Raw genomic sequence first — 22,131 nt, 5'->3', positions numbered from 1 at the left:
CGACCATGGCCCATCCCCAGACTGCCCCCGTGCTGGTCGCCGATATCGGCGGAACAAACACGCGTGTGGCCTTGGCCGATGGAACGATGGTGCGTGCCGAAACGGTCACGAAGTTCCGCAACGCCGAATATCCCAGCCTCGACAAGGTGTTGCGCACCTACCTTGAACGCGTCGGGGGTACAGTCTCAGGGGCCTGCGTGGCGCTGGCCGGGCCAACCCGCGACGGTGTCGGCAGCCTCACCAATCTCGACTGGCGCATGGACGAAGCGCTCTTGCGCGACGCAACCGGCGCCGCCCATGTGGCGCTTCTCAACGACCTCGTAGCGCAGGGCTATGCGTTGGGCGATATCGCACCGGGGGCGCTGACCCCGGTCATCGCACGCCCCGCCCCGGCCCGGACCGAGACCTGCCTGATGATCGGCATCGGCACGGGCTTCAACGCCGCCGCCGTGCTGCACACCCCCGGCGGGCGCCATGTCTGCCCGTCCGAGGCGGGTCACGCCAACCTGCCCGTGCGCACGGAACGCGAATTGCGCCTGTGCCGGTTCGTCGAAACCGCCCATGGCTTTCCGGCGGTCGAGGATGTCCTGTCGGGTCGCGGGATCGAGCGGGTCCATGCCTTTCTGGCCGCCGACCCGGACCGCGCCGTCCCGCCTGCGGCCGAGATAATGGCGCGCGCCGCCGCAGGCGACCGCCACGCGCTCGACACGCTGGAGCTTTTCATCGGGTTGATGGGCACGGTTGCGGGCAACCTCTCGCTCATCCACCTGCCCTTCGGCGGGGTCTATCTGGTGGGCGGCGTGGCCCGCGCAATGGGCCCCTACCTGGAACAGATGAGCTTTGCCGAGGCCTTTGCCAACAAGGGCCGGTTCGCCGGGTTCATGCGCCAGTTCCCGGTCTGGCTGCTGGAGGATGACTTCGCCGCGCTGACCGGTTGCGCGGCCTATCTTGCGCAAGGCGCGCATCACGGGGCCGGCAGCCCCACCTCCTGAGAGGGCTGCGCCGCCCCGATCTGTGTGCTGCGCCGGGCCAGCACCATCCGCCGCACGAACGCGACCAAAAACATCGCCGTCAGGATCAGGATCACCGTCGGCGCCGGTGCGGAGTCAAGCCAGAAGCTCGCATAAACGCCACCGATCCCCGCCAGCACGGTCAACCCCACCGCCCAGACGAGCATCCGCTCAAACCGCCGCGTGATCAGGAACGCGATCGCCCCCGGCGCGATCAGCAGACCTATGGCCAGCACGATGCCCACCGCCTTCAGCACCGCAACGATGGTCAGCGAAATCAGCGCCAGCATCCCGTAGTGCAACCAGCCCGTGCGCAAGCCCACCGCATGGGCCTGCGCCGGGTCAAACGCATGCAGCAGGAAATCGCGCCACTTCACCGCCATGACCAGGCAAACCACGCCAGCGATGATCCCGGCAGTCCACAGATCCGCCGTCCCGACGCCCAGCATGTTGCCCAGCAGGATGTGATCCAGATGCACCGAGGTTTCGGTCTTTGTATAAAGAACCAGACCGATCCCGAACATGCCCGAAAACACGACACCCATCACCGTGTCCTGCTTCACCCGGCTGTTGACGCCCAGATACCCGACCGACAGCGCGCAGAACATACCCGCCGCAAACGCGCCGACAATCAGTGGAATGCCCGCGATATAGGCCAGCACGATCCCCGGCAGCACCGCGTGGCTGATCGCATCCCCCATCAGGGACCAGCCCTTCAGCACGACGAAACACGACAGCACCGCACAGGGCACCCCGATCAGGACCGCGATCAGGAACGCGTTCTGCATGAACGGAAACAGGAACGGGGCAAGCAGCGTCTCGATCATGCCGGCCCCTTTCGCAGCGCGTCCGCGGCCCGGCGCTTGGAGGCCAGAAGCCCGTGCTTGGGCGCAAACACAAACGCCAGCAGGAACAGCAGCGTTTGCAGGGTGATGATCACGCCGCCGGTCGCCCCATCGATGAAGTAGGACAGATATGCGCCCACCGCCGCCGTCCCCGCCCCGATGGCAACGGACACCATCAGCAAACGCGGAAACCGGTCGGTCAGCAGGTACGCCGTCGCCCCCGGCGTCACCACCATCGCAATGACCAGAAACGCGCCCACGGTCTGCAACGCCGCCACCGTGCAGGCCGCCAGCAAGACGAAGAACACGAACTTCAGAAACCCGGGGCGTAAGCCGATGGACCGTGCGTGGTTCTCATCGAAAAACGCCACCATCAGGTCCTTCCACAGCACCAGGAGCACCGCCATCGACACCACGCCAATGATGACCAGTTGCACCGTGTCACCCGGACTGATCGCCAGGATGTTGCCCAGCAGGATCGTCTGCACATCGATCTGCACCGGGCTGACCGAGACCATGAACAACCCCAACCCGAAAAACGCGGTGAAGATCAGACCGATGATCGCGTCCTCTTTGAGGCCCGAGCGCTGGTTCAGAAACAGCATGGCGCCCGCCGCCAGTCCGCCCGCCAGAAACGCGCCAAGCGCGAACGGCAGACCCAGCATGTACGCGCCCGCCACTCCCGGCACGATCGCGTGGCTCAGCGCGTCGCCGATCAGCGACCAGCCCTTCAGCATGAGGTAGGCCGACAGGAACGCACAGACCGCGCCGACCAGCGCACTGACCCAGATCGCGTTGGTCATGTAGCCATAGGCGAACGGCTCCAGCAGGGTGGTCATGGCCCCTCGCCCGGTTTGCGCGCCTGCTGTGCGGGTACGGGCGACGTGGTCTGCGTGACCTCGTCATAGGTCACGAGCGGACGCTCATCATCGGTGAAGATCATCACCTTGCGCGCGTCGTCATCGTCATGCAACTCCGACCCTTCCAGCACGAAGTGGCGCAGCACGCCGCCGAATGCGGCCTCCAGATTGGCCTGGGTAAATGTCGTCTCGGTCGGCCCGTAGCCCAGAACCGTACCCTTGACCAAAATCGTCCGGTCGCAGAACTCCGGCACTGACCCGAGGTTGTGGGTCGAGACGAGCATCACCCGTCCCTCGTCCCGCAGGTCGCGCAACAGGGCGATGATCGCCTCCTCGGTCTGGACATCCACGCCGGTGAAAGGCTCATCCAGCAGGATGACCTGCCCTTCCTGCGCGAGCGCGCGGGCCAGAAACACCCGCTTGCGTTGCCCGCCGGACAGCTCTCCGATTTGCCGCGTGCGATAGGCGCTCATGCCAACCCGCTCCAGCGCTTCGGCAACCACCGCGCGGTCTGTGGCGCGTGGCCGCCGCAGCAGGCCCATATGCCCGTAGCGCCCCATCATCACCACGTCTTCGACAAGCACCGGAAAGGCCCAGTCGACCTCTTCGGCCTGCGGGACGTAGGCCACGATGTTGCGCCGCAGCGCCTCCTTGACGGACATGCCCAGAATGTCGATTTCGCCCTGCGCAACCGGCACGAACCCCATGATCGCCTTGAACAGCGTGGATTTCCCTGCCCCGTTCACGCCAACCAGCGCGGTAATCGACCCTGCGGGCACCTCGAAACTGGCCGCTGTCAGGGCGGTCAGCCCATTGCGGTAGGTCACGGTGACATCGCGGGCCCGCAGGCCCGCGAAGTCGGTGTTGGTGTCCGGGGCAAGGTCACGCATGGGTCAATTCACCGTTGGGCTCAGCCCTGTTGCAAGGGTTTCGGACGTGACCCGCAGCAGGTCCAGATAGGTCGGCACCGGCCCGTCCGCCTCCGTCAGGCTGTCCACGTACAGGACGCCGCCAAACTCCGCGCCGGTTTCCCGCGCGACCTGATGGGCCGGATCGTTGTTCACGGTGCTTTCGCAGAAGACCGCCGGGATGTTGTTTTCACGCACGCCGTCGATCACCTTGCGCACCTGTTGCGGCGTGCCGGTTTCGTCCGCGTTCATTGGCCAGAGGTACAATTCCTGCATCCCGAAATCGCGGGCCAGGTAGCTGAACGCGCCCTCGCAACTGACCAGCCAGCGCTGCGCGGCAGGCACCTGTTGCACGCGCGCGCGCAACGGCGCGATCGTGTCCGTGATCTGCGCCTTGTAGACTTCGGCATTGGCGCGATACGTCTCGGCATTGTCGGGGTCGTGCTCGATGAACGCGTCGCGGATGTTGTCGACGTAGATCAGCGCGTTATCCAGCGACATCCAGGCGTGCGGATTGGGCTTGCCCTCATAGCTGCCCGTGGCGATCGAGACCGGGTCGATCCCCTCTGTCAGTGTCGCGGCCGGCACATCGCGCAGATTGCCGAAGAACTGCTCGAACCACAGCTCCAGGTTCAAGCCGTTCCACAGGATCAGATCGGCATCCTGCGCTTTCAGCAGATCGCGCGGCGTCGGTTGATAGCCGTGTATCTCGGCCCCCGGTTTCGTTATCGAAACCACCTCCGCCGCATCCCCGGCGACGTTCTGGGCCATGTCCGCGATCACGGTGAACGTCGTGACCGCCTTGAACCGGTCATCGGCCAAAGCCGCGCCCGCGAAAGCTGCGGTCAAAGCCGTTGCCGCGAGAAGTGTCCTGAGCATATCGTCTCTGTCTCCCTGCGGGGCCAATTGCAGATGTTGAGGATATGAGAATGGTTCGCAAGAAAGTAAAGCGATTAATTGCGAACGGTTCGCAAAAGGTGCATCCGGGCGCTCGTCGAACCGCTGAAAGTTCTGCTACAAAATGTAAAACGCGGTTCTGGGAACTGCTGCAAAACGTACAAAACCGGGCCGAACGCCAATGAACAGCACGATCCTCGAAGTTGCTCTCAACGGTCCGTGGTCCCGCGACCTGCAACCGCTGATGCCCACGACGGTTGATGAGTTGATCGCTGAGGGCATAGCCTGCGCACGGGCCGGTGCGTCGGTCGTGCATTGCCATGTCTATGATCCTGAGACCGGCCGTCAGTATGAGAACTTCAACGCCTACCGCGCTGTTATTGAAGGGATTCGCGCCGTAGCGGACGTGATCGTTTACCCCACGCTACCGCTCTCGGGCAGCCCCGACGCGCCGCGCCCGATGTCCCCCGCAACCCGGTTCGAAGTGATGGTTGCCTTGGCGGAGGCGGGACTGATCGAATGGGCCGTGATCGATCCCGGTTCCACGCAATTCACCCGCTATGACCAGATCGCCGCGCAAACACCCGGTTTCCTTTACCGAAACCCAGAGGAAGGCCTGACCTATGGCCTTGATAAAGCTGTAGAATTCAGCATCCACCCCAGCTACGCAATCTATGAGCCTGGCTTCTTGCGTCTTGGCGCAGCCCAGGCGAATGAACGCCCGGGACTGCCCACTCCGATCTACAGGTTTATGTTTTCCGAAGGGTTCACTTTCGGATTTCCACCCACCGCTTACGCACTTGCCGCCTATCACCACCTGCTGAGCGACGTCGCGCCAGACGCACCGTGGATGATCGCCGGCCTCCACGTTGATATCCTGCCTCTGATCCCAAACGCCATCGAACGCGCGGGGCACGTTCGCGTCGGCCTCGAAGATGCGCCTTTCGGGTCTTCCCAGAGCAACGCAAAATGGGTGGAGATGGCGACCACCGCCATTGAAACATGCGGCGGAACACTGGCGACCGCAGCCGATATTCGCGCGAACCTCGCCCCATAGTTTATTGTTTTTGCGAGATTATGGTGCCCCCACACGGACTCGAACCGCGGACCTACTGATTACAAATCAGTTGCTCTACCAGCTGAGCTATAGGGGCATCCGCGCATTGACTAGCCAAGCTGTGACAGACTGGCAACCCCTGCTGTGCACCACCGCCAGAATTTCCGGCAATCAAGATTGAGATAAATTCCAACTTTTAACTCAGCGGCAACCCGTGCCAATGATAAGAGCGAGCAGAACACAACAGGTCCTTCATGGAAATCGCCTTTCACGTCGGTGCGCACAACACCGAAGCTGATCTTCTTCTCAACTGCCTGCGCCACAACGCTGGGTATCTGGCACGCGAAGGCACGATCGTTCCCGCCGGAGAGGCGTATCGCCCCGTGATCGGCGATGCCGTGCGCAAACTGCGCGGGGAAAGCGCAGACCCGGACGAAGAAGAAGCCATTCTGGAGCTCATTCTGAAGGGCATGAATGGTCGACGGCTTGTAATGTCGAGTGAAAATTTCATCTGCGTACCCCAGCGGGTATTTGACGAAGGCGCACTCTACGCGAAAATAGCACATAAATCCGTATGGTTACGGAATGTGTTCCCCAGCCAGCAAGTGTCCTTCTTCATGGCTGTGCGAAACCCCGCCGCCTTTGTGCCGGCGTTGTTCCTGCGTCGCAAACAGGGCAGCTTCGAAGAGTATCTGGGCAGCATCGCGCTTGAAAAGGTCTGCTGGAGCGACACCGTGGCCGCCCTCGCGGAAGCCGTTCCGGACTGTCAGATCACGGTCTGGTGCACGGAAGACAGCCCGCTGATCTGGCCCGAGGTCATGGCAGCGGTTGCCGGAGTGGACAGCACGACGCAGCTGGAACGCAGCGATGTGCACCTGCGGTCGATCATGAAACCCGAGGGACTGGCGCGTTTGCACGAGTATCTGCAAGCCCGCCCGGATCTTGCTACCGCGCAGCGGCGATGGGCCACCATCGCGTTTCTGGACAAGTACTCCAGCGAGGACGCGATGGAGGAGAGCTTCGATCTGCCTGACTGGACCCAGGATCGGATCGAGGTTTTGACCGAAGCCTATGAGACGGACATGGAAAAGCTCGCAGAATTGCCTGGCGTAACGTTCCTTCAGCCCTGATCACATGCCGAGCGCTTCCTTGTAGAGTTCCAGAACGGCCTCTTCTTCAGAGATGTCGTTGGGGTCACGCTTGCGCAGGGCCACCAGTTTGCGCATCACCTTGGTGTCGTAGCCGCGCGCCTTTGCCTCGGCCATGACCTCTTTCTGCTGCTCGGCGAGGTCTTTCTTTTCCTGGTCGAGCCGTTCGAACCGTTCGATGAACTGACGCAATTCGCCGGCCGTGACCCGGTAGCTGTCGGGGGTGGACTCTGCGGGTTCAGAACTGGCGGAAAGGGGGGTGTCCATGGGGCCGCTCCTTGAAGTGGATGTCGTGTGTTTGGCTATCGCCTATCCGGTTGCGCATGCGGCGACAAGGGGTGGGTGTGCGCACCACAGCTTGCGCTCCGGCCCCCGACGGGCTACGCGCATGACCAGATTTCGACGGAGAAAAGAATGCAGTTTCTCGTTCCGGCCGGCACCGTTCTGACCGTGCTTGGGCTGATTGGCCTCGTTGCATGCATCGTGATGGTCACCCGCGCCCGGCGCCAAGAAAAAGACGATGCCGCTCTCAAGGCGCGCCTTCAGAAAGCGGTCACATTGAACCTTGCCGCACTTGCCCTGTCGGGGCTTGGCCTGATGCTCGTCGTTGTCGGCGTGTTTCTGACCTGATCCGGACTTCGCCTCGGCCATTGATACACCGAGGGTGCTGGTTGGTCAGATCGGCATATTGTCGAAATCTGCTTCCTGCTGCTCGAAGGCACGGCGCTCGGCGGCAAGCTTGGCGCACAGGTCGTGCAGTGCCGGCGGTACGCTGACCTCGGCCTGCTCTAACTGCGCCACCGCACGAGAAAGTTCGGCCTGACACGCCATACCGCTGGCAGGGTCGGCCTGCACGCGATCGAGCAGGGAAAAGACTTTGTTCAAAGCTTGGTCGGTGGTCATTGTTCGCTCCCTATCGGAATATCGGGGGGCCTTGTCATACAGGTGGGGTCACCCAGCCCCGGCACAAGTCCTGCAAGCCCCTGTAAAAGGCAGAATATTCAGTCTTTCGGCAGAAATCCGCTCACCGCACTGCGTGCAGATCCCGTAGCTGCCGTCTTTCATGCGATCGAGCGCCATATCGATCAATCGCACTTCCTTCAGTCCGGCTTCGCCAAGATGCTCCAGCACTTCGTCGGACTCTCGTTCTACCGCCAACTCTTCCCAATCGCGAGACTGGTGCGACTCAAGTTCGGTGTCGATCCCCTTCAACCGCGCAAGAAGTTCTGTTCTGCGGGTTTTGAGCTGGTCCTCGCGGTCTTGGAATTGCATCGGATTACCCCTCCCGGCCCATTCGACTTGAGTCTAGTCTGCAATGGACCGTCAATGCATTGATACAGGTCAACGGTGACACTAAAGCGACGGTTGAGAGCTCTGCCGTACCAACCACCAAGAGGAATGCCATGCCCTACCACCCGCTCGGCGCAGACCATGCCGTCGCTCCCCAAATCGCACCGGAGGATCTGCCGGGGTTCAAGGCCGCAGGCTTCACGACGATCATCTGCAACCGACCCGACACCGAAAACCCAGTCGAACTGCAAGCCGATGTTTTGCGCGCGGCGGCGACCGCTGCCGGACTTGCTTTTGCGGAGAACCCCGTGGTCGGTGGCGGCTTCACAATGGACCACATCGCGCGTCAAGCGGAACTGATGGATCAGTCAGAAGGCAAGACGCTGGCTTACTGCGCGTCCGGCACACGGTCGGCTATCTTGTGGGCAATGACACAGGCCGGCACGCTTCCGACTGAGCAGATTATGACCACCTTGGCCTCTGCCGGCTACAATCTCGACGGGTTGCGTGCTCAGATCGACATGCTCGCGGCCCAGAAGTAGCCCTCAGGGCAGCACGTCGTGCGCTGCCGCGTCGGGGGCTTCGGGCGGCTTGGCCCCTGCGGCCGGATTCGGAGCCGTGGCGACGCCGCTTTCCTGCGCTGCCAACGCGGGCGGATTTGCGTCGAACTGCGGCCCGGTGGGTTCAGAAGACGGCGACGGTGCACTTGTCTGGTCAGCGGGCAGCGCCGCGCCGCCGCTACCGCCCTTTGTCAGCGCATTCAGCCGCAATGCACGGTGGCCCTGCGCCTGCCCCAAACGCGCCGTGGCCACCACCGCTCCACCGCGTCGACCAAGTGTGACAGCGCCGAGCGCGGCGCTGGGAATATCGAGGATGTCGCCCGCCTGCCAAGACTTGACTTCCTTGAGCGGCACCGGCGTGCGGACCAGCACCGCGTCAAGGGCCGCATGCGTGTCCAGAACTGCATCGCGCCACACCTCCCCCCAATCGGTTCCGGGGTCGGTCGGGGTGGTCGCCTCCACCTGCCTTGTGGCATGGCGTTCGGACGGGAACGCCGCCATGATCTCGGCGTCGCGCTGCTCGTCCAGTTGAACCTTCACCCGAAACATCCGGTATGGCGCGTCCCGTGAATTGAGTGTCATCAGATCCACGTCAACGGCGCGATCTTGCTGTTCGTACCCCTCCAGCCAGTCGAGCAGATCCGTTCCCTGAGAGATCTCGCGCCATGTTTCCAGAAATCGCCCCAGAAAATCGCGGCAGAGCAACAGGTCGATGGAACTTGCGCGCCGCGGTTCAACGGGTTGTCGTGCCAGCTTGCCCGTTGTCGCCTTTTCGATCAGGGACTGCGCAAAGTCCTGACTGAGCGCGACGTAGCCTTCCGCACCGTCGGGAGCGGTGAACGGCACCACCAGCATCGCCTCGGCCATCGCCTCCGTCAGCGGGGTGATCCCGTCGAATTCGTGCACGGAACTTTCGAGCATCGCCACCTTGAGCCCGGATGCCGTATAGGCCCCCCGCGCGGCAGCGCGCATCACGGCAACCTCTGGCAGAACACCGCCCTTGGGCGCTGCGGGCGCAGGTTGCCTGCCCATCTTGCGCCGCAGCAAACTCGATTGATCCGACCCCGCCATCACTGTCCCTTCTGGCCACATACACGCTGGTCACGCCGCGCAACACTGCGCCGCAAGCCGTTAACGAAGGGTTTCCTTGAATGAAATCAGGCGGCCTTGGACAGTTTGACCGGCAACGTGACACGGAATGCCGCCCCGCCCTGCCCGCGCAGATAGCTGATTGATCCATTCAGCTTGGCCATGATCTCGCGACAGATCGCAAGGCCCAGACCCGCGCCGCCGGCTTTGGACTGGTCATCGATCCTTGCAAACTTCTCGAAAATCACCGTTTCACTGCGGGCGGAAATCCCGCTGCCATTGTCAATGAAGTCGAGCCACACGTCGTCACCGCTGGCGGACACGGCAATCCTCAGCCTTGGTGCCTCGGCATCGCAATACTTGATCGAATTCGCAATGATGTTGATGAACACCTGAACCAGCCGGTCCGTGTCGGTATAAAGTGAAATACCTTCGGAGGGCCGGTCGCGCTCGATTTCGATCGGGCGCGCCTGTTCGGTGGCCGCCGTCGCCGAGATTGCCCGATCCAGCAGCGCTTCGAGCGTGTCTTCTTGGGGGTTGAGCGTCACCTGCCCGTTTTCGAGCACGCTGAGGTCCAGCAAGTCATCCAGGAGCCGCGTCAGCCGAATGCTCTCGCCATGGATGATCGACGAATACTTGCGCCGTTCGTCGGTACTCAGGGACCCTTCCATCAGGATCTCCGAGAACGACCGGATGGAGGTCATCGGCGTGCGCAACTCGTGACTGATCTGGCTGAGAAAGGCATCCTTCTGGATCGACAGCTCGGTCAGCTTTTCGTTGGCGTCGCGCAGCTGCCCCGCGATCGCTTCGAGTTCGTTGGACTTGGCCTCCAGCTGGCTGGAGTATTCCATCATCTGTGCAGTCTCGTCAGCGACGGCCATGAGGTCCCGCACGGACATGCTGGCCCCCCCATTTATCTGGGCAATCATCGCATAGGCCGTGGCACCGCCGACCGACCCGGCGAGTTCGCGTTCGAGCCGCGATAGAAATTCGGGTGTGGGCTCCGGCAGGTATCCTGTTTTGCCTTGCTCCTGTGCTGCCGAAACAAACAGCGCCTGCGCCTCTTCTGGGCCGAGGATACGCTGCGCCATGACCAGCAGGTCCTCCGCTTCGGCCATGCCGCCGGTCCAGCTGCGCGGTGCATTGGAGTGCTCGAAGATGTTCACGAACTGTGCGCCCTGAAGCCGCTCCATCGGGGAGGGAAACGTCATGAGGGAAACCGCAAGGAAAGCTCCGGTGTTCAGAACCATCGACCAAAGCAGGGCATGGACAAGCGGGTCGAGACCGACAAGACCCAGCAAGGCCTGCGGACGAAGCGCCGCAATACCGGCCGGGCCCGCCTCGATGAATGCCGCGGAAAACGGCCCATCCGTCCCGAAACTTGGTAGATAAAGCGTGTAAGCCCAGACAAGCAATCCCGCGACAAGTCCTGCCGCAGCACCACGGCGGGTCGCACCGCGCCAGAAGATGCCCCCGATCAACGCCGGCAACACCTGCGCCGCCCCGACGAACGAGATCAAACCGATGGCCGCGAGCGCTTCGGACCCGGAAGACAGCGCATAGTATCCGTAGCCCAATGTCAGAACCGCTGCGATCGACACCCGCCGCGATACCAGCATGGCACGCCGGACATCTCCGGACACAGCCGCCTTGCCGCCATCCTGAAAACTCAACCAGATCGGCATGATGATGTGGTTGGAGACCATGGTCGACAGCGCGATGGCCGCAACGATCACCATTGACGTCGCCGAGGAAAAGCCCCCCAGAAAGGCCAGCGCAGCAAGGGCGTTCTGGTTCTCGGCCAGCGGCAAGGTCAGGACGAACAGGTCCGGGTTGGTGCCCGCAGGCATACGTTCCAACCCCATCACCGCGATGGGGATCACGAAGAGACTCATGAGCAGCAGGTACGTCGGAAAGGCCCAGCTCGCCGTACTCAGGTGCTTTTCATCGGCATTTTCGACGACAAGCACCTGAAACATGCGCGGCAGGGTGATCACGGCCGCGGCCGAGACAAAAATCAACCCGACCCAACGTGATCCATCGACCTGCCACGCGGTGACCTGGCTTTGGTCGATCTTGTCGAGCATCGGGCCAATTCCCCCCGCCATACCCCAGACCACGAACACGCCCACGGCCAGCAGGGCAACGAGTTTCACGACAGCCTCCACCGCAATCGCCATGACCACGCCATGGTGCCGTTCATTCGCATCAAGGTTTCGCGTCCCGAACAGAACGGTGAAAACGGCCAGACCGATGGCCACCCACATTGCCGATGTTCGTTGATCGACCATGACGTCGAGCGCTCCTTCGGCGGGTCCGAAAACCGAAAACGACAGCGCCACGGACTGAAGTTGCAGCGCGATGTACGGCGTGGATGCAAGAACTGCCATGACGGTGACGAGCACCGCGAGGCCGTTGGATTTTCCGTAACGCGACGAAATGAGATCCGCGATAGAGGTAATTCGTTGCGATCGTCCGATCCGCACCAGCTTGCGCAGCAGCCACCACCAGCCGATGAAGATAAGCGTCGGGCCGAGATAGATCGTGACGAACTCGAGCCCCGACCGGGCTGCATATCCAACAGCGCCGTAAAATGTCCAGGCGGTGCAATAGACCGAAAGGCTGAGCGTGTAGATCATCGGTGCCCGCAGCCAGCCCGCCTTGCCAAGCGCGGCGCGTCGCTCCGCAACATAGGCGACCGAGAACAGAACGATCACATATACCAGCGATACCGCGACAAGGACGTTGAGCGACAGCATCAGGTGTCCCCCTCGAACGGTGTGTAGTCGGCAAGCGGGTCCGATGGTCGCGCCGCCTCGCGTATCTCGGTTTTTTTGATGTACCGTGTGATGAGCGCTGCAAAGACGATCAGAAGTGTCCAGACCAGGAACAGGTAGATCATCATCGACCCGGTGGTGCCCGCCAACCCAAGCGGCAGAAGCAAGCAGGGGACGATCACCAGAAAAGTACCGAACACGGGCAGCAGGCGGGCCGCGTCGATCAGGCGCCGACGCCTGTAGGGTTCAGGTTGCAGAAAGATCGGAGGCCGCCCGCGCGCCATCGCCCTACCCCGTCAGCTCGCGGAGGCGCTCCAACACTTCCTGGTTGGAAAACGGCTTCGTCATGAAGTGCGTCACGCCATAACTCTCGGCGAGTTCGCGATCGCGTTTCTGCCCCTTTGCCGTCAGCATCAACACCGGCAGGCCGTGGGTATCAGGCTCGGCGCGCAGGTCGCGCAGAATCTCGAAACCGCTCCGGTTGGGCAGCATCACATCCAGAACGAGTGCATCAGGCTTGGTGCGCGCGATGGCGTCCAGCGCGGTTGCTCCATCAGAATGCGCCTGAACATCCCATCCCTCCCGCGACAGGATGAACTTGATCGCTTCGATGATGTTGGGTTCATCCTCTATGAGCAGAACCTTCTTCGCCATGAGCGGTCCCTCCTCCGTCTGGCGATTATTATAGGGTTCGTGTATCGCGCGATCCTTGGGCAGTGTCAAAGGCAGAACCGCCCGGTTTTGCGGCAACATTTGAAGACATCACGGGAGTCAGCCTGCCAGGATCGACGGCTCCCTGCGGGCGATGCACCCGTCGCGGGGACAGATGCGACACGTCGTGCCAATTTCGCGTACGGTTTGTTGATCGCCCTCTCGGTCCGGCATCACCAGCATGTAGGACCGCATGACCGTCGGCGCGGTGAAGTCCGGAGATCCGTACGCTTCGGCATAGGCATAGATCGAGAACCTGCGCCCGGGTGGCGTCTCCACCGTCTCGAAAACCGGCACCGTCGGGCGCGCCAGTGCTCTGTAGACCGGCCAGAGCGTACACGCGGCACCGAAGCGCGGCACGGGAAAGCCGTCCACCCCCTTGCGATACAAAAGGCTCCCCGAGGTGTCGGCGACAACCAATCCGACATCCCATCCCAGAACGTCGCGCGGAAGACATGCCAGTCGATGCATCAGTTGTGGTAAGGGCACATCGAACTTGCGGGCAAGTTGCGCCGGATCACGCTGGTGCGCGGCCTCGTCGGCCAAGGCCTTCGCAGGCAGTTGACCGGCGTCGCGTGCATAGGTTTGAAAGTAGCTTTGCGCCAGAGCGCGGGCCTGCGGCGTGCCGAGTTGCGGGACGGACGCGATCAGATCGGGAATGGCCTCGACCCCACCCGCCTCCAACTCGGCGAGGTGATGCCGTCTTTCCTCAAGCAGCGACTCCAGCGCTTCAAGTGGTGTTGCAAACCCCGCGCGCTCTGTCGCCTGCTTGTCAAAATAGGACACCAGGGACTGACTGCCTTCGGCAAGGCGATCACTTTCTTCGAACAGGTTGCGATGAAACCGGTCGCGCCACGCGTCTTCGATTTCGGGGGTCTGCGCAAGGATGGAGGCCGTCGAACGAATGGCCGTGACGTTGGACAACAACTCGTGCATGGCCTCGGCCAGGAACGGGTCGTGCGTCAGGCGATCGTTCAGCGCTTCGATTGTACGGTTCTGGGTCACGATCCGCCGCCGCTGCGCAGCGATCAGTTGCGCCCACCCCGGGAACCGCGCGACAAACTCTTCCAACCTGTCCAACTCCGCGGTTGACCTGCGCGATGCCGCAACCGCATCCCGCAACCCTTCCAGCAGCGTTTCTTCCGCGCCTTCGGTCAGCGCCGTAGCTTCGATCTTCAAGGCTCGCGCAATATCAAGCAGGACCTTCCCCCCGATTCTGCGCCGGTTATGCTCGATCAGGTTGAGATAGGAGGGGGAGATTTCAACCTGCGCAGCAAGCTCTGCCTGTTTGATCTTGAGCGACTGGCGGCGTTCGCGGATGCGCGATCCGGTCAAAGCAGACTTGGGCACGGCATTTTTCCTTTGTTAAAGGCATTTTTCTGCGTCAGGTTGAGAATAACTTTACACATACTGCACCTGCACAGTCCACTTATTTACAAATAAATCGTTTAACAAAAGGAGCTTGTTGCGCTGAGGTGTAAATGAGTGCCTGATACTGGAACGCTTAGGTGCGTGAGCCTTGGGAAGAGGAGCCCGAGGTCACTTCAAAAACATTGGGAGGACTTCAATGTCTAAATCCGACATTTCCCGTCGGGGTGTGTTGAAGACAGGTGCCGCCGCTGGTGCCGGTCTTGCTGTACCTACGATCTTCACGTCTCAGGTCTGGGCAGATGGCCACACGGGCTTCACCAACGCCCCGCAGGGCGACACGGTTACCATCGGTTTCAACGTACCGCAGACCAAGGCCTATGCTGACGAAGGGGCGGACCAGTTGCGCGCGCTGACCCTGGCGGCTGAGCACCTGAACGGTGGCGGCGATGGCGGCATGATCAACACGTTCAGCTCCAAAACGCTGGACGGAACCGGCATCCTGGGCAAGAAGGTCGAGTATGTCACCGGTGACACCGCCACGACATCAGACGTTGCCCGCGCATCCGCACGGTCGATGATCGAAAAAGACGGCGCCGTGATGATCACGGGTGGCTCATCCTCCGGCGTGGCCGTGGCCGTCCAGGCGCTCTGCCAGGAAGCAGGCGTCATCTTCATGGCGGGTCTGACGCACTCCAACGACACGACCGGCAAGGACAAGAAGGCCAACGGCTTCCGCCACTTCTTCAACTCCTACATGTCCGGCGCGGCACTCGCGCCTGTTCTGGCAAACGCCTACGGCACTGACCGCAAGGCGTATCACCTGACCGCAGACTACAACTGGGGTTACACGACCGAAGAAGCCGTGCGCACCTCGACAGAGGCGATGGGCTGGGAAACCGTCAACGCCGTGAAAACGCCATTGACACAAACCGACTTCAGCTCCTACATCGCGCCGGTTCTGCAGTCCGGGGCGGACGTGCTGGTTCTGAACCATTACGGCGGGAACATGGTGAACTCGCTCACCAACGCCGTCCAGTTCGGCCTGCGTGACAAGCTGGTGAACGACAAGAACTTCGAGATCATCGTTCCGCTGTACTCCCGCCTGATGGCGAGCGGTGCCGGCGAGGCCGTGAAAGGGATCTTCGGTTCAACCAACTGGCACTGGTCGCTGGCCCAGGGCTTCACGACACCGGCCGGTGTCGAGGTTGCCCCAGATGCCGCTTCGGCAGCATTCGTGCGCTCGTTTGGCGAAAAGTACGGCTTCCCGCCGAGCCAGGCCGCGCATACCGTGTACTGCCAAATGATGCTGTACGCAGACGCCGTTAACCGCGCCGGGTCGTTCAACCCCTGCGCTGTTGGCGAAGCTCTCAAGGACTTCGAGTTCGATGGTCTGGGCAACGGGCGGACGCTTTATCGCGGCGAAGACCACCAGTGCTTCAAGGACGTTCTGGTTGTGCGCGGGAAAGAGAACCCGACATCCGAATTCGACCTTCTGGAAGTGGTCGAAGTCACGCCGGTGTCGCAGGTCACGTATGACGCGTCGATCTTCGGCGGCGATCTGGGCACCTGCAACCCGGGCGCATAACCCAAACAGACCGATGGTCGGCCGCGCATCCTCGCGGCCGACTTTTCGCCCCGGACCGACTGCTCAGCATCAGACCTGCGCGACCCGGGGTTTCCGCACAAGTCTCAGGTGGGGACCATGGACGCAATACTCCTTCAAATTCTGAACGGGCTCGACAAGGGCTCGGCTTACGCGCTCATCGCGCTAGGACTTACGCTGATTTTCGGCACGCTCGGCGTGGTGAACTTCGCGCATGGCGCCTTGTTCATGCTCGGCGCGTTTTGTGCTGTCACGTTGAACCGGGTTCTGACCCTCAGTCACGAGGTTGTTGACCCAACGCGTACGGACTTTCTTGGCAACCCGCTCAAGGTGGATGTCCCGTACATGTATGACCTGTTCGGCGAGGCGGCAGGCAATGCCATCATCGACTGGTCGGTCCCGCTTGCGATCCTGTTCTCGATCCCGATCATGGTTGCGGTCGGCTACGGAATGGAACGCGGGCTCATCAAGCACTTCTACAAGCGTCCCCATGCCGATCAGATCCTGGTAACCTTTGGTCTTGCGATCGTACTTCAGGAAATCATCAAGTATTTCTTCGGCGCGAACCCGATCCCCACACCTGCCCCGGATGCCTTCGCAGGCAGCTTCGATTTTGGCGCCATGCTCGGGTTTGACCCGAACACCATCATCTACCCCTACTGGCGTCTGGTCTACTTCGCATTCGCCATGGTGATCATCGCGGCCGTGTTCGCCTTCCTTCAGTTCACCACCTTCGGGATGGTCGTCCGCGCGGGCATGGCCGACCGTGAGACCGTGGGCCTTCTGGGTATCGATATCGACAAGCGGTTCACGGTGATGTTCGCGATCGCCGCGGTGGTCGCGGGTCTGGCGGGCGTCATGTACGGACCGATCAATGCGCCGAACTACCACATGGGGATGGACTTTCTGGTCCTCAGCTTCGTCGTGGTGGTTGTGGGTGGCATGGGCTCTCTGGCTGGCGCGGTTCTGGCCGGGTTCCTTCTTGGCATCCTTGAAAGCTTCGCCTCGATGGCTGTCGTCCTGGAGACGCTGCCCGGCATCAACCAGATCATCATCTATCTGGTCGCGATTATCATTCTGCTCACGCGCCCGAGGGGCCTGATGGGCCGCAAAGGCGTGATGGAGGACTAAGCCATGTTCGGACTGGACGCTAAAGACACCCGCCTTTTGCTGATCGTGGCCGGGCTTACGATGCTCGCGCCCTTCATCCTGAATCCCTTCCCCGAGGGCTCCGAGCTTGCCCAGTTCAATGCAGGCTATCCCGATCTGATGCAGCGCTTTGTGATCTTCGGCATCTTTGCCATCGGCTTCAACATTCTGTTCGGCCTGACCGGGTACCTGTCCTTCGGGCACGCGGCCTTCCTGGGTGTCGGCTCCTACGCCGCGATCTGGATGATGAAGCTGCTGACGATGAACGTCATTCCCGCAATCTTCATGGCGGTTGTGATCGCCGGCGTGTTCGCTGTTGTCGTCGGGTGGATCTCGTTGCGCAGGACAGGCATTTACTTTTCGATCCTGACGCTGGCCTTCGCGCAAATGTCGTTCGCGCTGGCCTACTCTGTCCTGACACCACTCACGGGCGGGGAAACGGGCTTGCAGCCCAAGGTTGCAGACCCGCGCATTCTCGACGGTGCCTTGGCAGAAGGGGCGACTCCGCGCGCAAACTTCTTTGGTCTCGAGATGAGTTCGAGCTTTGAATTGAACGTCGGAAACTGGCTCTTCACCTTCAATGCGGGCTACTATCTTGCGGCGATCGTGATGCTCATCAGCTTCTACATCGCAATCCGTATCTTCCGGTCGCCGTTCGGGATGATGCTGCGCGCTATCAAGTCCAACCAGAACCGTCTGAACTACACAGGTCTGAACTCCAAACCCTACACACTTGCCGCATTCGTGATTTCGGGGATGTATGCCGGTCTGGCCGGCGGTCTGATGGTGGCGATGGACACGCAGGTTGGCCCGGAGCGGATGTTCTGGACGGCCAGCGGTGAGGTCGTGCTGATGACCATCCTCGGCGGTGCGGGCACACTTATCGGCCCTGTGCTTGGCGCCGGGATGATCAAGTACATGGAAAACATCATCTCCAAGATCAACTCGACCATCCTGCACGAGTGGTTCTACTGGATGCCCGACGGCCTGGAGGATTTCGTGGTCGCCATCATCTATCCTTTCATCGGAAAGGGATGGCACCTGACCCTCGGCCTGATGTTCATGATGGTCGTGATTTTCCTGCCCGGCGGTCTGGTCGAAGGCGGACAGCGCATCGCGCGCCTGTTCGGGCGCGGGAAGAAATCCAAGACTGACGAGGGGAAAACGAAACCCTCCTCCACACCCGCGGAATAAGGAGACAGAGATATGGGTATCCTTGAAGTCAAAGGTGTGGGCAAGAATTTCGGCGGGCTCAAGGCCCTGTCGGACGTCAACCTCAGCGTGCAGGAAAACACCGTTCACGCGATCATCGGCCCGAACGGGGCAGGCAAGTCGACCTTGCTGAACTGCCTCGTCGGCAAGCTGATCCCCGACACCGGCTCGGTGATGTTCGACGGTCAAAGCGTGCTGGGCCGCAAACCGCACGAAATCTGTCAGATGGGCATAAGCCGCGTGTTCCAGACACCGGAAATCTTCGCCGACCTGACCGTCATGGAGAACGTTTTGATCCCGTGTTTTGCCAAGCGTGACGGTGCATTCGAATTGAACGCGATCAGTGCCGTGCGCAGCCAGCGCGACATCTTCGAGAAAGCCGAAGGCATTCTGCGCGATGTCAACATGCTGGACAAACGTGACATGCACGCAGCGGCCATGTCGCGCGGCGACAAGCGGCGTCTGGAAATGGCGATGTGTCTCGTGCAGGAGCCGCGCATGCTACTGTTGGACGAACCGACCGCCGGGATGGCGCGCGCCGATACCAACAACACGATCGATCTGCTCAAGGAGATCAAGACAGAGCGCGACATCACCATCTGCATCATCGAACACGACATGCACGTGGTCTTCTCGCTTGCGGACCGGATCACGGTACTCGCCCAAGGCACGCCGCTGGTCGAAGACCTGCCCGAAAACATCAAAGGCCATCCCAAGGTGCGCGAAGCGTATCTCGGGGAAACGCATTAAGGGGTATGAAATGAACGTTCGTCCCGATTTCTCAAAGCAAGGCAACAAGGCCGAGACCGCCCCGGCGTTTCTGTCGGTCTGGGATATGCACGCCTACTACGGCGAAAGCTACATCGTGCAAGGTATCAACTTCAATGTCCACGAGGGCGAGATCCTCGCGCTCTTGGGCCGCAATGGTGCCGGCAAGACGACAACCTTGCGGGCCATTGCCCGGCTTGACGATCCGCAGGTAAACCACGGCGAGATCTGGCTGGACCACCAGCCCTTGCACAGCATGAAAAGCCACGAGGCCAGCACGGTCGGCCTTGGCCTTGTTCCCGAGGACAGGCGCATCATTCCCGGACTGACGGTGGAAGAAAACCTCCAACTGGCCCAGATCGCGCCGCCAATTGGATGGTCCCTGGACAGACTATACAGCCTCTTTCCGCGCCTGGGCGAGCGTCGCAAGCAGGAGGGGGTCACCCTGTCGGGGGGCGAACAGCAGATGCTGTCCATTGCCCGGGCGCTGGCGCGCGATATCAAGGTGCTGCTGCTTGATGAACCCTACGAGGGGCTTGCCCCCGTAATCGTGGACGAGATCGAGAAAACGCTGCGCGTTATCAAGGAACAGGGCATGACCACGATCCTGGTCGAGCAGAACGCGGTCCGCGCCTTGCAACTGGCCGATCGCGCGGTCATTCTGGATACCGGGTCGATTGTCTTCGACGGCACCGCGGCGGAAGTACTTGAAAACGCTGAGCTTCGCGCGGAGTACCTCGCGATCTGACACGCCGTCAGCAACAAAACACTGCGCCCGTGCTGCGGGCGCATTTACGACCAAAGAATGACGCTGAGAACCGCCTCCGCGTCACCCTACCCCTTGATGCGATCCACCCGCACGGCGCAAAATCGCGCATCGCCAGACCATGGCCAGACCCAGGGAGGACATCATGCTGGATGCCGACGAAAACGTTTATCCGCCAAGCCCAGAATTCGTAAAAACCGCGCATATTGATGCGGATCGTTATGCTGAGATGTATGCGGCTTCGGTTTCGGATCCGGAGGGGTTCTGGGGCGAGCATGGGCGCTCTCTGGACTGGATCAAGCCCTATACGAAGGTGAAGGACACGTCCTTTGCGCATGACGACGTGCATGTGCGCTGGTTCGAGGATGGCACGCTGAATGTGGCGGCCAACTGCATTGACCGGCACCTGGCGACCCGCGGCGACCAGACCGCGATCATCTTCGAGCCCGACGATCCCGAAGAGCCCGCGCAGCACATCACCTACACCGCGCTGCACCGCTCGGTCTGCAAGATGGCCAACGTTCTGGAAGACCTCGGCGTGCGCAAGGGCGACCGGGTGATCCTGTATCTCCCGATGATCCCCGAGGCGGCCTATGCGATGCTGGCCTGCGCGCGCATCGGCGCGATCCACTCGATCGTGTTCGCGGGCTTCTCGCCGGACGCGCTGGCCGCGCGCATCAATGGCGCGGATGCCAAGCTGGTGATCACCGCCGACTACGCCCCGCGCGGCGGCCGTCAGACCCCGCTCAAGTCCAACGCGGATGCCGCCCTGCTGCACACCAAGGACGACGTCAAGATGCTGGTGGTCAAGCGCACCGGCGGGCAGACCACCTGGGTCGACGGGCGCGATTTCGACTATAACGAGCTGATGCTGGAGGCGGACGAGGTCCAGCGCCCGGTCGAGGTCGAGGCCGAACACCCATTGTTCATCCTTTACACCTCCGGCTCCACCGGCCAGCCCAAGGGCGTCGTGCATTCCTCGGGCGGGTACCTGCTCTATGCGGCGATGACCCAGAAATACGTCTTCGACGTGCATGAGGGCGACATCTACTGGTGCACGGCGGATGTGGGCTGGGTCACGGGCCACAGCTACATCGTCTACGGGCCGCTGGCCAATGGCGGCACCACGGTGATGTTCGAGGGCGTGCCGACCTACCCCGATGCCAGCCGGTTCTGGGAAGTGTGCGACAAGCACAAGGTCACCCAGTTCTACACCGCCCCCACCGCGATCCGCGCGCTGATGGCCAAAGGGCCGGAGTTCGTCGAGAAGTGCGACCTGAGCACGCTCAGGGTGCTGGGCACGGTCGGCGAGCCGATCAACCCCGAGGCCTGGAACTGGTACAATGACCTCGTCGGCAAGGGCAAATGCCCGATCGTCGACACCTGGTGGCAGACCGAGACCGGCGGCCACCTGCTGACCCCGCTGCCGGGCGCCACGGCGCTCAAGCCCGGCTCGGCCACGACCCCGTTCTTCGGCGTCCAGCCGGTGGTCCTGGACCCCCATTCGGGCGAGGAGATCCACGAGACGACGGCCGAGGGCGTGCTCTGCCTCAAGGACAGCTGGCCGGGCCAGATGCGCACGGTCTACGGCGATCACGAGCGCTTCGTGAAGACCTACTTCTCTGACTACAAGGGGTATTACTTCTCGGGCGATGGCTGCCGCCGCGACGCGGATGGCTATTACTGGATCACCGGCCGGGTCGATGACGTGATCAACGTCTCGGGCCACCGGATGGGCACCGCCGAAGTGGAATCCGCGTTGGTGGCGCATGCCAAGGTGGCCGAAGCCGCCGTGGTCGGCTACCCGCATGACATCAAGGGCCAGGGCATCTACTGCTACGTGACCCTGATGAACGGCGAGGAACCCTCGGAGGAGCTCCGCAAGGAGCTGCGCACCTGGGTCCGCACCGAGATCGGTCCCATCGCCGCCCCGGACCTCATCCAATGGGCCCCCGGCCTGCCGAAAACCCGCTCCGGCAAGATCATGCGCCGCATCCTGCGCAAGATCGCCGAAGACGACTTCGGCGCCCTCGGAGACACATCAACCCTCGCAGACCCATCCGTCGTCGACGACCTCATCAACAACAGAATGAACAAAAAGGACTGAGGG

The 22,131-nt window shown here is 61.8% G+C and carries 23 protein-coding genes and 1 tRNA gene; 11 read left to right on the top strand and 13 right to left on the bottom strand.

Translation table 11 applies throughout. The features are described from left to right. Window positions 1-5: 5 nt before the first annotated feature. Window positions 6-992, top strand: a complete 987-nt coding sequence (locus ACP15N_RS00120) for a glucokinase (RefSeq protein ID WP_425090186.1) — start codon at window positions 6-8, stop codon at window positions 990-992. Here ACP15N_RS00120 and ACP15N_RS00115 read toward each other — a convergent pair. The 4 genes from ACP15N_RS00115 to ACP15N_RS00100 are packed head-to-tail and all read right to left on the bottom strand — an operon-like array spanning window position 965 to window position 4,502. Next, entirely contained in the window at window positions 965-1,837 is an 873-nt protein-coding gene (locus ACP15N_RS00115; protein WP_425090185.1) for a metal ABC transporter permease, read from the bottom strand. The two genes, ACP15N_RS00120 and ACP15N_RS00115, sit on opposite strands and share 28 nt — an antisense overlap. Next, window positions 1,834-2,694, bottom strand: a complete 861-nt coding sequence (locus ACP15N_RS00110; protein ID WP_425090184.1) for a metal ABC transporter permease — start codon at window positions 2,692-2,694, stop codon at window positions 1,834-1,836. Before ACP15N_RS00110 ends, ACP15N_RS00115 begins: the two co-directional genes overlap by 4 nt. Next, window positions 2,691-3,605, bottom strand: coding sequence for a manganese/iron ABC transporter ATP-binding protein (locus tag ACP15N_RS00105; RefSeq protein WP_425090183.1), 915 nt, complete (start codon window positions 3,603-3,605; stop codon window positions 2,691-2,693). The genes ACP15N_RS00110 and ACP15N_RS00105 overlap by 4 nt, the downstream gene beginning before the upstream one ends. 3 nt (window positions 3,606-3,608) lie before the next feature. Continuing rightward, the gene (locus tag ACP15N_RS00100; protein WP_425090182.1) at window positions 3,609-4,502 is read right to left on the bottom strand and encodes a metal ABC transporter substrate-binding protein; all 894 of its coding nucleotides are present in this window, start codon (window positions 4,500-4,502) and stop codon (window positions 3,609-3,611) included. Window positions 4,503-4,701: 199 nt separating this feature from the next. On the opposite strand from ACP15N_RS00100, the gene ACP15N_RS00095 reads away from it, so the two are divergent. Next, a complete protein-coding gene (locus ACP15N_RS00095) occupies window positions 4,702-5,577 on the top strand; it encodes a 3-keto-5-aminohexanoate cleavage protein (RefSeq protein WP_425090181.1) in 876 nt (291 codons plus the stop codon). Between the two features lie 21 nt (window positions 5,578-5,598). On the opposite strand, the gene ACP15N_RS00090 is transcribed toward ACP15N_RS00095, so the two are convergent. Further along, a tRNA-Thr gene (locus ACP15N_RS00090) sits at window positions 5,599-5,674 on the bottom strand. A gap of 157 nt (window positions 5,675-5,831) precedes the next feature. On the opposite strand from ACP15N_RS00090, the gene ACP15N_RS00085 reads away from it, so the two are divergent. After that, on the top strand, window positions 5,832-6,707 hold the full coding sequence (locus tag ACP15N_RS00085; protein ID WP_425090180.1) for a hypothetical protein: 876 nt from the start codon (window positions 5,832-5,834) through the stop codon (window positions 6,705-6,707). On the opposite strand, the gene ACP15N_RS00080 is transcribed toward ACP15N_RS00085, so the two are convergent. Then, window positions 6,708-6,992, bottom strand: coding sequence for a DUF2312 domain-containing protein (locus ACP15N_RS00080; RefSeq protein ID WP_425090179.1), 285 nt, complete (start codon window positions 6,990-6,992; stop codon window positions 6,708-6,710). A 147-nt stretch (window positions 6,993-7,139) separates the two neighbouring features. Here ACP15N_RS00080 and ACP15N_RS00075 point away from each other — a divergent pair, with 147 nt between their 5' ends. Further along, window positions 7,140-7,355 carry a hypothetical protein gene (locus ACP15N_RS00075; protein ID WP_425090178.1) on the top strand — a complete coding sequence of 72 codons (216 nt, stop codon included), beginning with the start codon at window positions 7,140-7,142 and terminating at the stop codon, window positions 7,353-7,355. 45 nt (window positions 7,356-7,400) lie between these two features. Here ACP15N_RS00075 and ACP15N_RS00070 read toward each other — a convergent pair whose 3' ends face one another. Together ACP15N_RS00070 and ACP15N_RS00065 are read right to left on the bottom strand one after the other, a co-directional pair. Continuing rightward, window positions 7,401-7,628, bottom strand: a complete 228-nt coding sequence (locus ACP15N_RS00070; RefSeq protein ID WP_425090177.1) for a hypothetical protein — start codon at window positions 7,626-7,628, stop codon at window positions 7,401-7,403. A 48-nt stretch (window positions 7,629-7,676) separates the two neighbouring features. After that, on the bottom strand, window positions 7,677-7,997 hold the full coding sequence (locus ACP15N_RS00065) for a TraR/DksA family transcriptional regulator (RefSeq protein WP_425090176.1): 321 nt from the start codon (window positions 7,995-7,997) through the stop codon (window positions 7,677-7,679). A gap of 131 nt (window positions 7,998-8,128) precedes the next feature. Between ACP15N_RS00065 and ACP15N_RS00060 the strand changes: the two genes are divergently transcribed. Beyond that, window positions 8,129-8,557 (top strand): TIGR01244 family sulfur transferase, encoded by a 429-nt coding sequence (locus ACP15N_RS00060; protein WP_425090175.1) that lies wholly within the window; start codon window positions 8,129-8,131, stop codon window positions 8,555-8,557. Window positions 8,558-8,560: 3 nt separating this feature from the next. Here ACP15N_RS00060 and ACP15N_RS00055 read toward each other — a convergent pair whose 3' ends face one another. The 5 genes from ACP15N_RS00055 to ACP15N_RS00035 all read right to left on the bottom strand — a co-directional run bounded on the left by ACP15N_RS00055 (window position 8,561) and on the right by ACP15N_RS00035 (window position 14,502). Next, a complete protein-coding gene (locus ACP15N_RS00055) occupies window positions 8,561-9,646 on the bottom strand; it encodes a FliM/FliN family flagellar motor switch protein (RefSeq protein ID WP_425090174.1) in 1,086 nt (361 codons plus the stop codon). Between the two features lie 86 nt (window positions 9,647-9,732). Next, window positions 9,733-12,423, bottom strand: coding sequence for an ATP-binding protein (locus ACP15N_RS00050; RefSeq protein WP_425090173.1), 2,691 nt, complete (start codon window positions 12,421-12,423; stop codon window positions 9,733-9,735). Next, complete coding sequence (locus ACP15N_RS00045) at window positions 12,423-12,725, bottom strand: hypothetical protein (RefSeq protein ID WP_425090172.1); 303 nt, start codon at window positions 12,723-12,725, stop codon at window positions 12,423-12,425. The genes ACP15N_RS00050 and ACP15N_RS00045 overlap by 1 nt, the downstream gene beginning before the upstream one ends. A gap of 4 nt (window positions 12,726-12,729) precedes the next feature. After that, the gene (locus ACP15N_RS00040) at window positions 12,730-13,095 is read right to left on the bottom strand and encodes a response regulator transcription factor (protein ID WP_425090171.1); all 366 of its coding nucleotides are present in this window, start codon (window positions 13,093-13,095) and stop codon (window positions 12,730-12,732) included. A gap of 117 nt (window positions 13,096-13,212) precedes the next feature. Next, the gene (locus ACP15N_RS00035; RefSeq protein WP_425090170.1) at window positions 13,213-14,502 is read right to left on the bottom strand and encodes a short-chain fatty acyl-CoA regulator family protein; all 1,290 of its coding nucleotides are present in this window, start codon (window positions 14,500-14,502) and stop codon (window positions 13,213-13,215) included. A gap of 217 nt (window positions 14,503-14,719) precedes the next feature. On the opposite strand from ACP15N_RS00035, the gene ACP15N_RS00030 reads away from it, so the two are divergent. The 6 genes from ACP15N_RS00030 (at window position 14,720) to acs (ending at window position 22,128) form a co-directional block, all read left to right on the top strand. Next, complete coding sequence (locus ACP15N_RS00030) at window positions 14,720-16,108, top strand: substrate-binding protein (protein WP_425090169.1); 1,389 nt, start codon at window positions 14,720-14,722, stop codon at window positions 16,106-16,108. A 117-nt stretch (window positions 16,109-16,225) separates the two neighbouring features. Continuing rightward, entirely contained in the window at window positions 16,226-17,257 is a 1,032-nt protein-coding gene (locus ACP15N_RS00025) for a branched-chain amino acid ABC transporter permease (protein ID WP_425090168.1), read from the top strand. 3 nt (window positions 17,258-17,260) lie between these two features. Then, the gene (locus ACP15N_RS00020; RefSeq protein WP_425090167.1) at window positions 17,261-18,469 is read left to right on the top strand and encodes a branched-chain amino acid ABC transporter permease; all 1,209 of its coding nucleotides are present in this window, start codon (window positions 17,261-17,263) and stop codon (window positions 18,467-18,469) included. A 12-nt stretch (window positions 18,470-18,481) separates the two neighbouring features. After that, window positions 18,482-19,237, top strand: a complete 756-nt coding sequence (locus ACP15N_RS00015) for an ABC transporter ATP-binding protein (protein WP_425090166.1) — start codon at window positions 18,482-18,484, stop codon at window positions 19,235-19,237. A 10-nt stretch (window positions 19,238-19,247) separates the two neighbouring features. Then, window positions 19,248-20,003, top strand: coding sequence for an ABC transporter ATP-binding protein (locus ACP15N_RS00010; RefSeq protein ID WP_425090165.1), 756 nt, complete (start codon window positions 19,248-19,250; stop codon window positions 20,001-20,003). A 139-nt stretch (window positions 20,004-20,142) separates the two neighbouring features. After that, window positions 20,143-22,128, top strand: a complete 1,986-nt coding sequence (acs, locus tag ACP15N_RS00005; protein ID WP_425090164.1) for an acetate--CoA ligase — start codon at window positions 20,143-20,145, stop codon at window positions 22,126-22,128. The last annotated feature ends 3 nt before the right edge of the window (window positions 22,129-22,131 follow it).

The organism is Tropicimonas sp. S265A (assembly GCF_049800835.1).
GTDB lineage: Bacteria > Pseudomonadota > Alphaproteobacteria > Rhodobacterales > Rhodobacteraceae > Dinoroseobacter.
The sequence above is the reverse complement of the archived record's forward strand: the minus strand, read 5'-3'. Positions and strand labels throughout refer to the sequence as shown.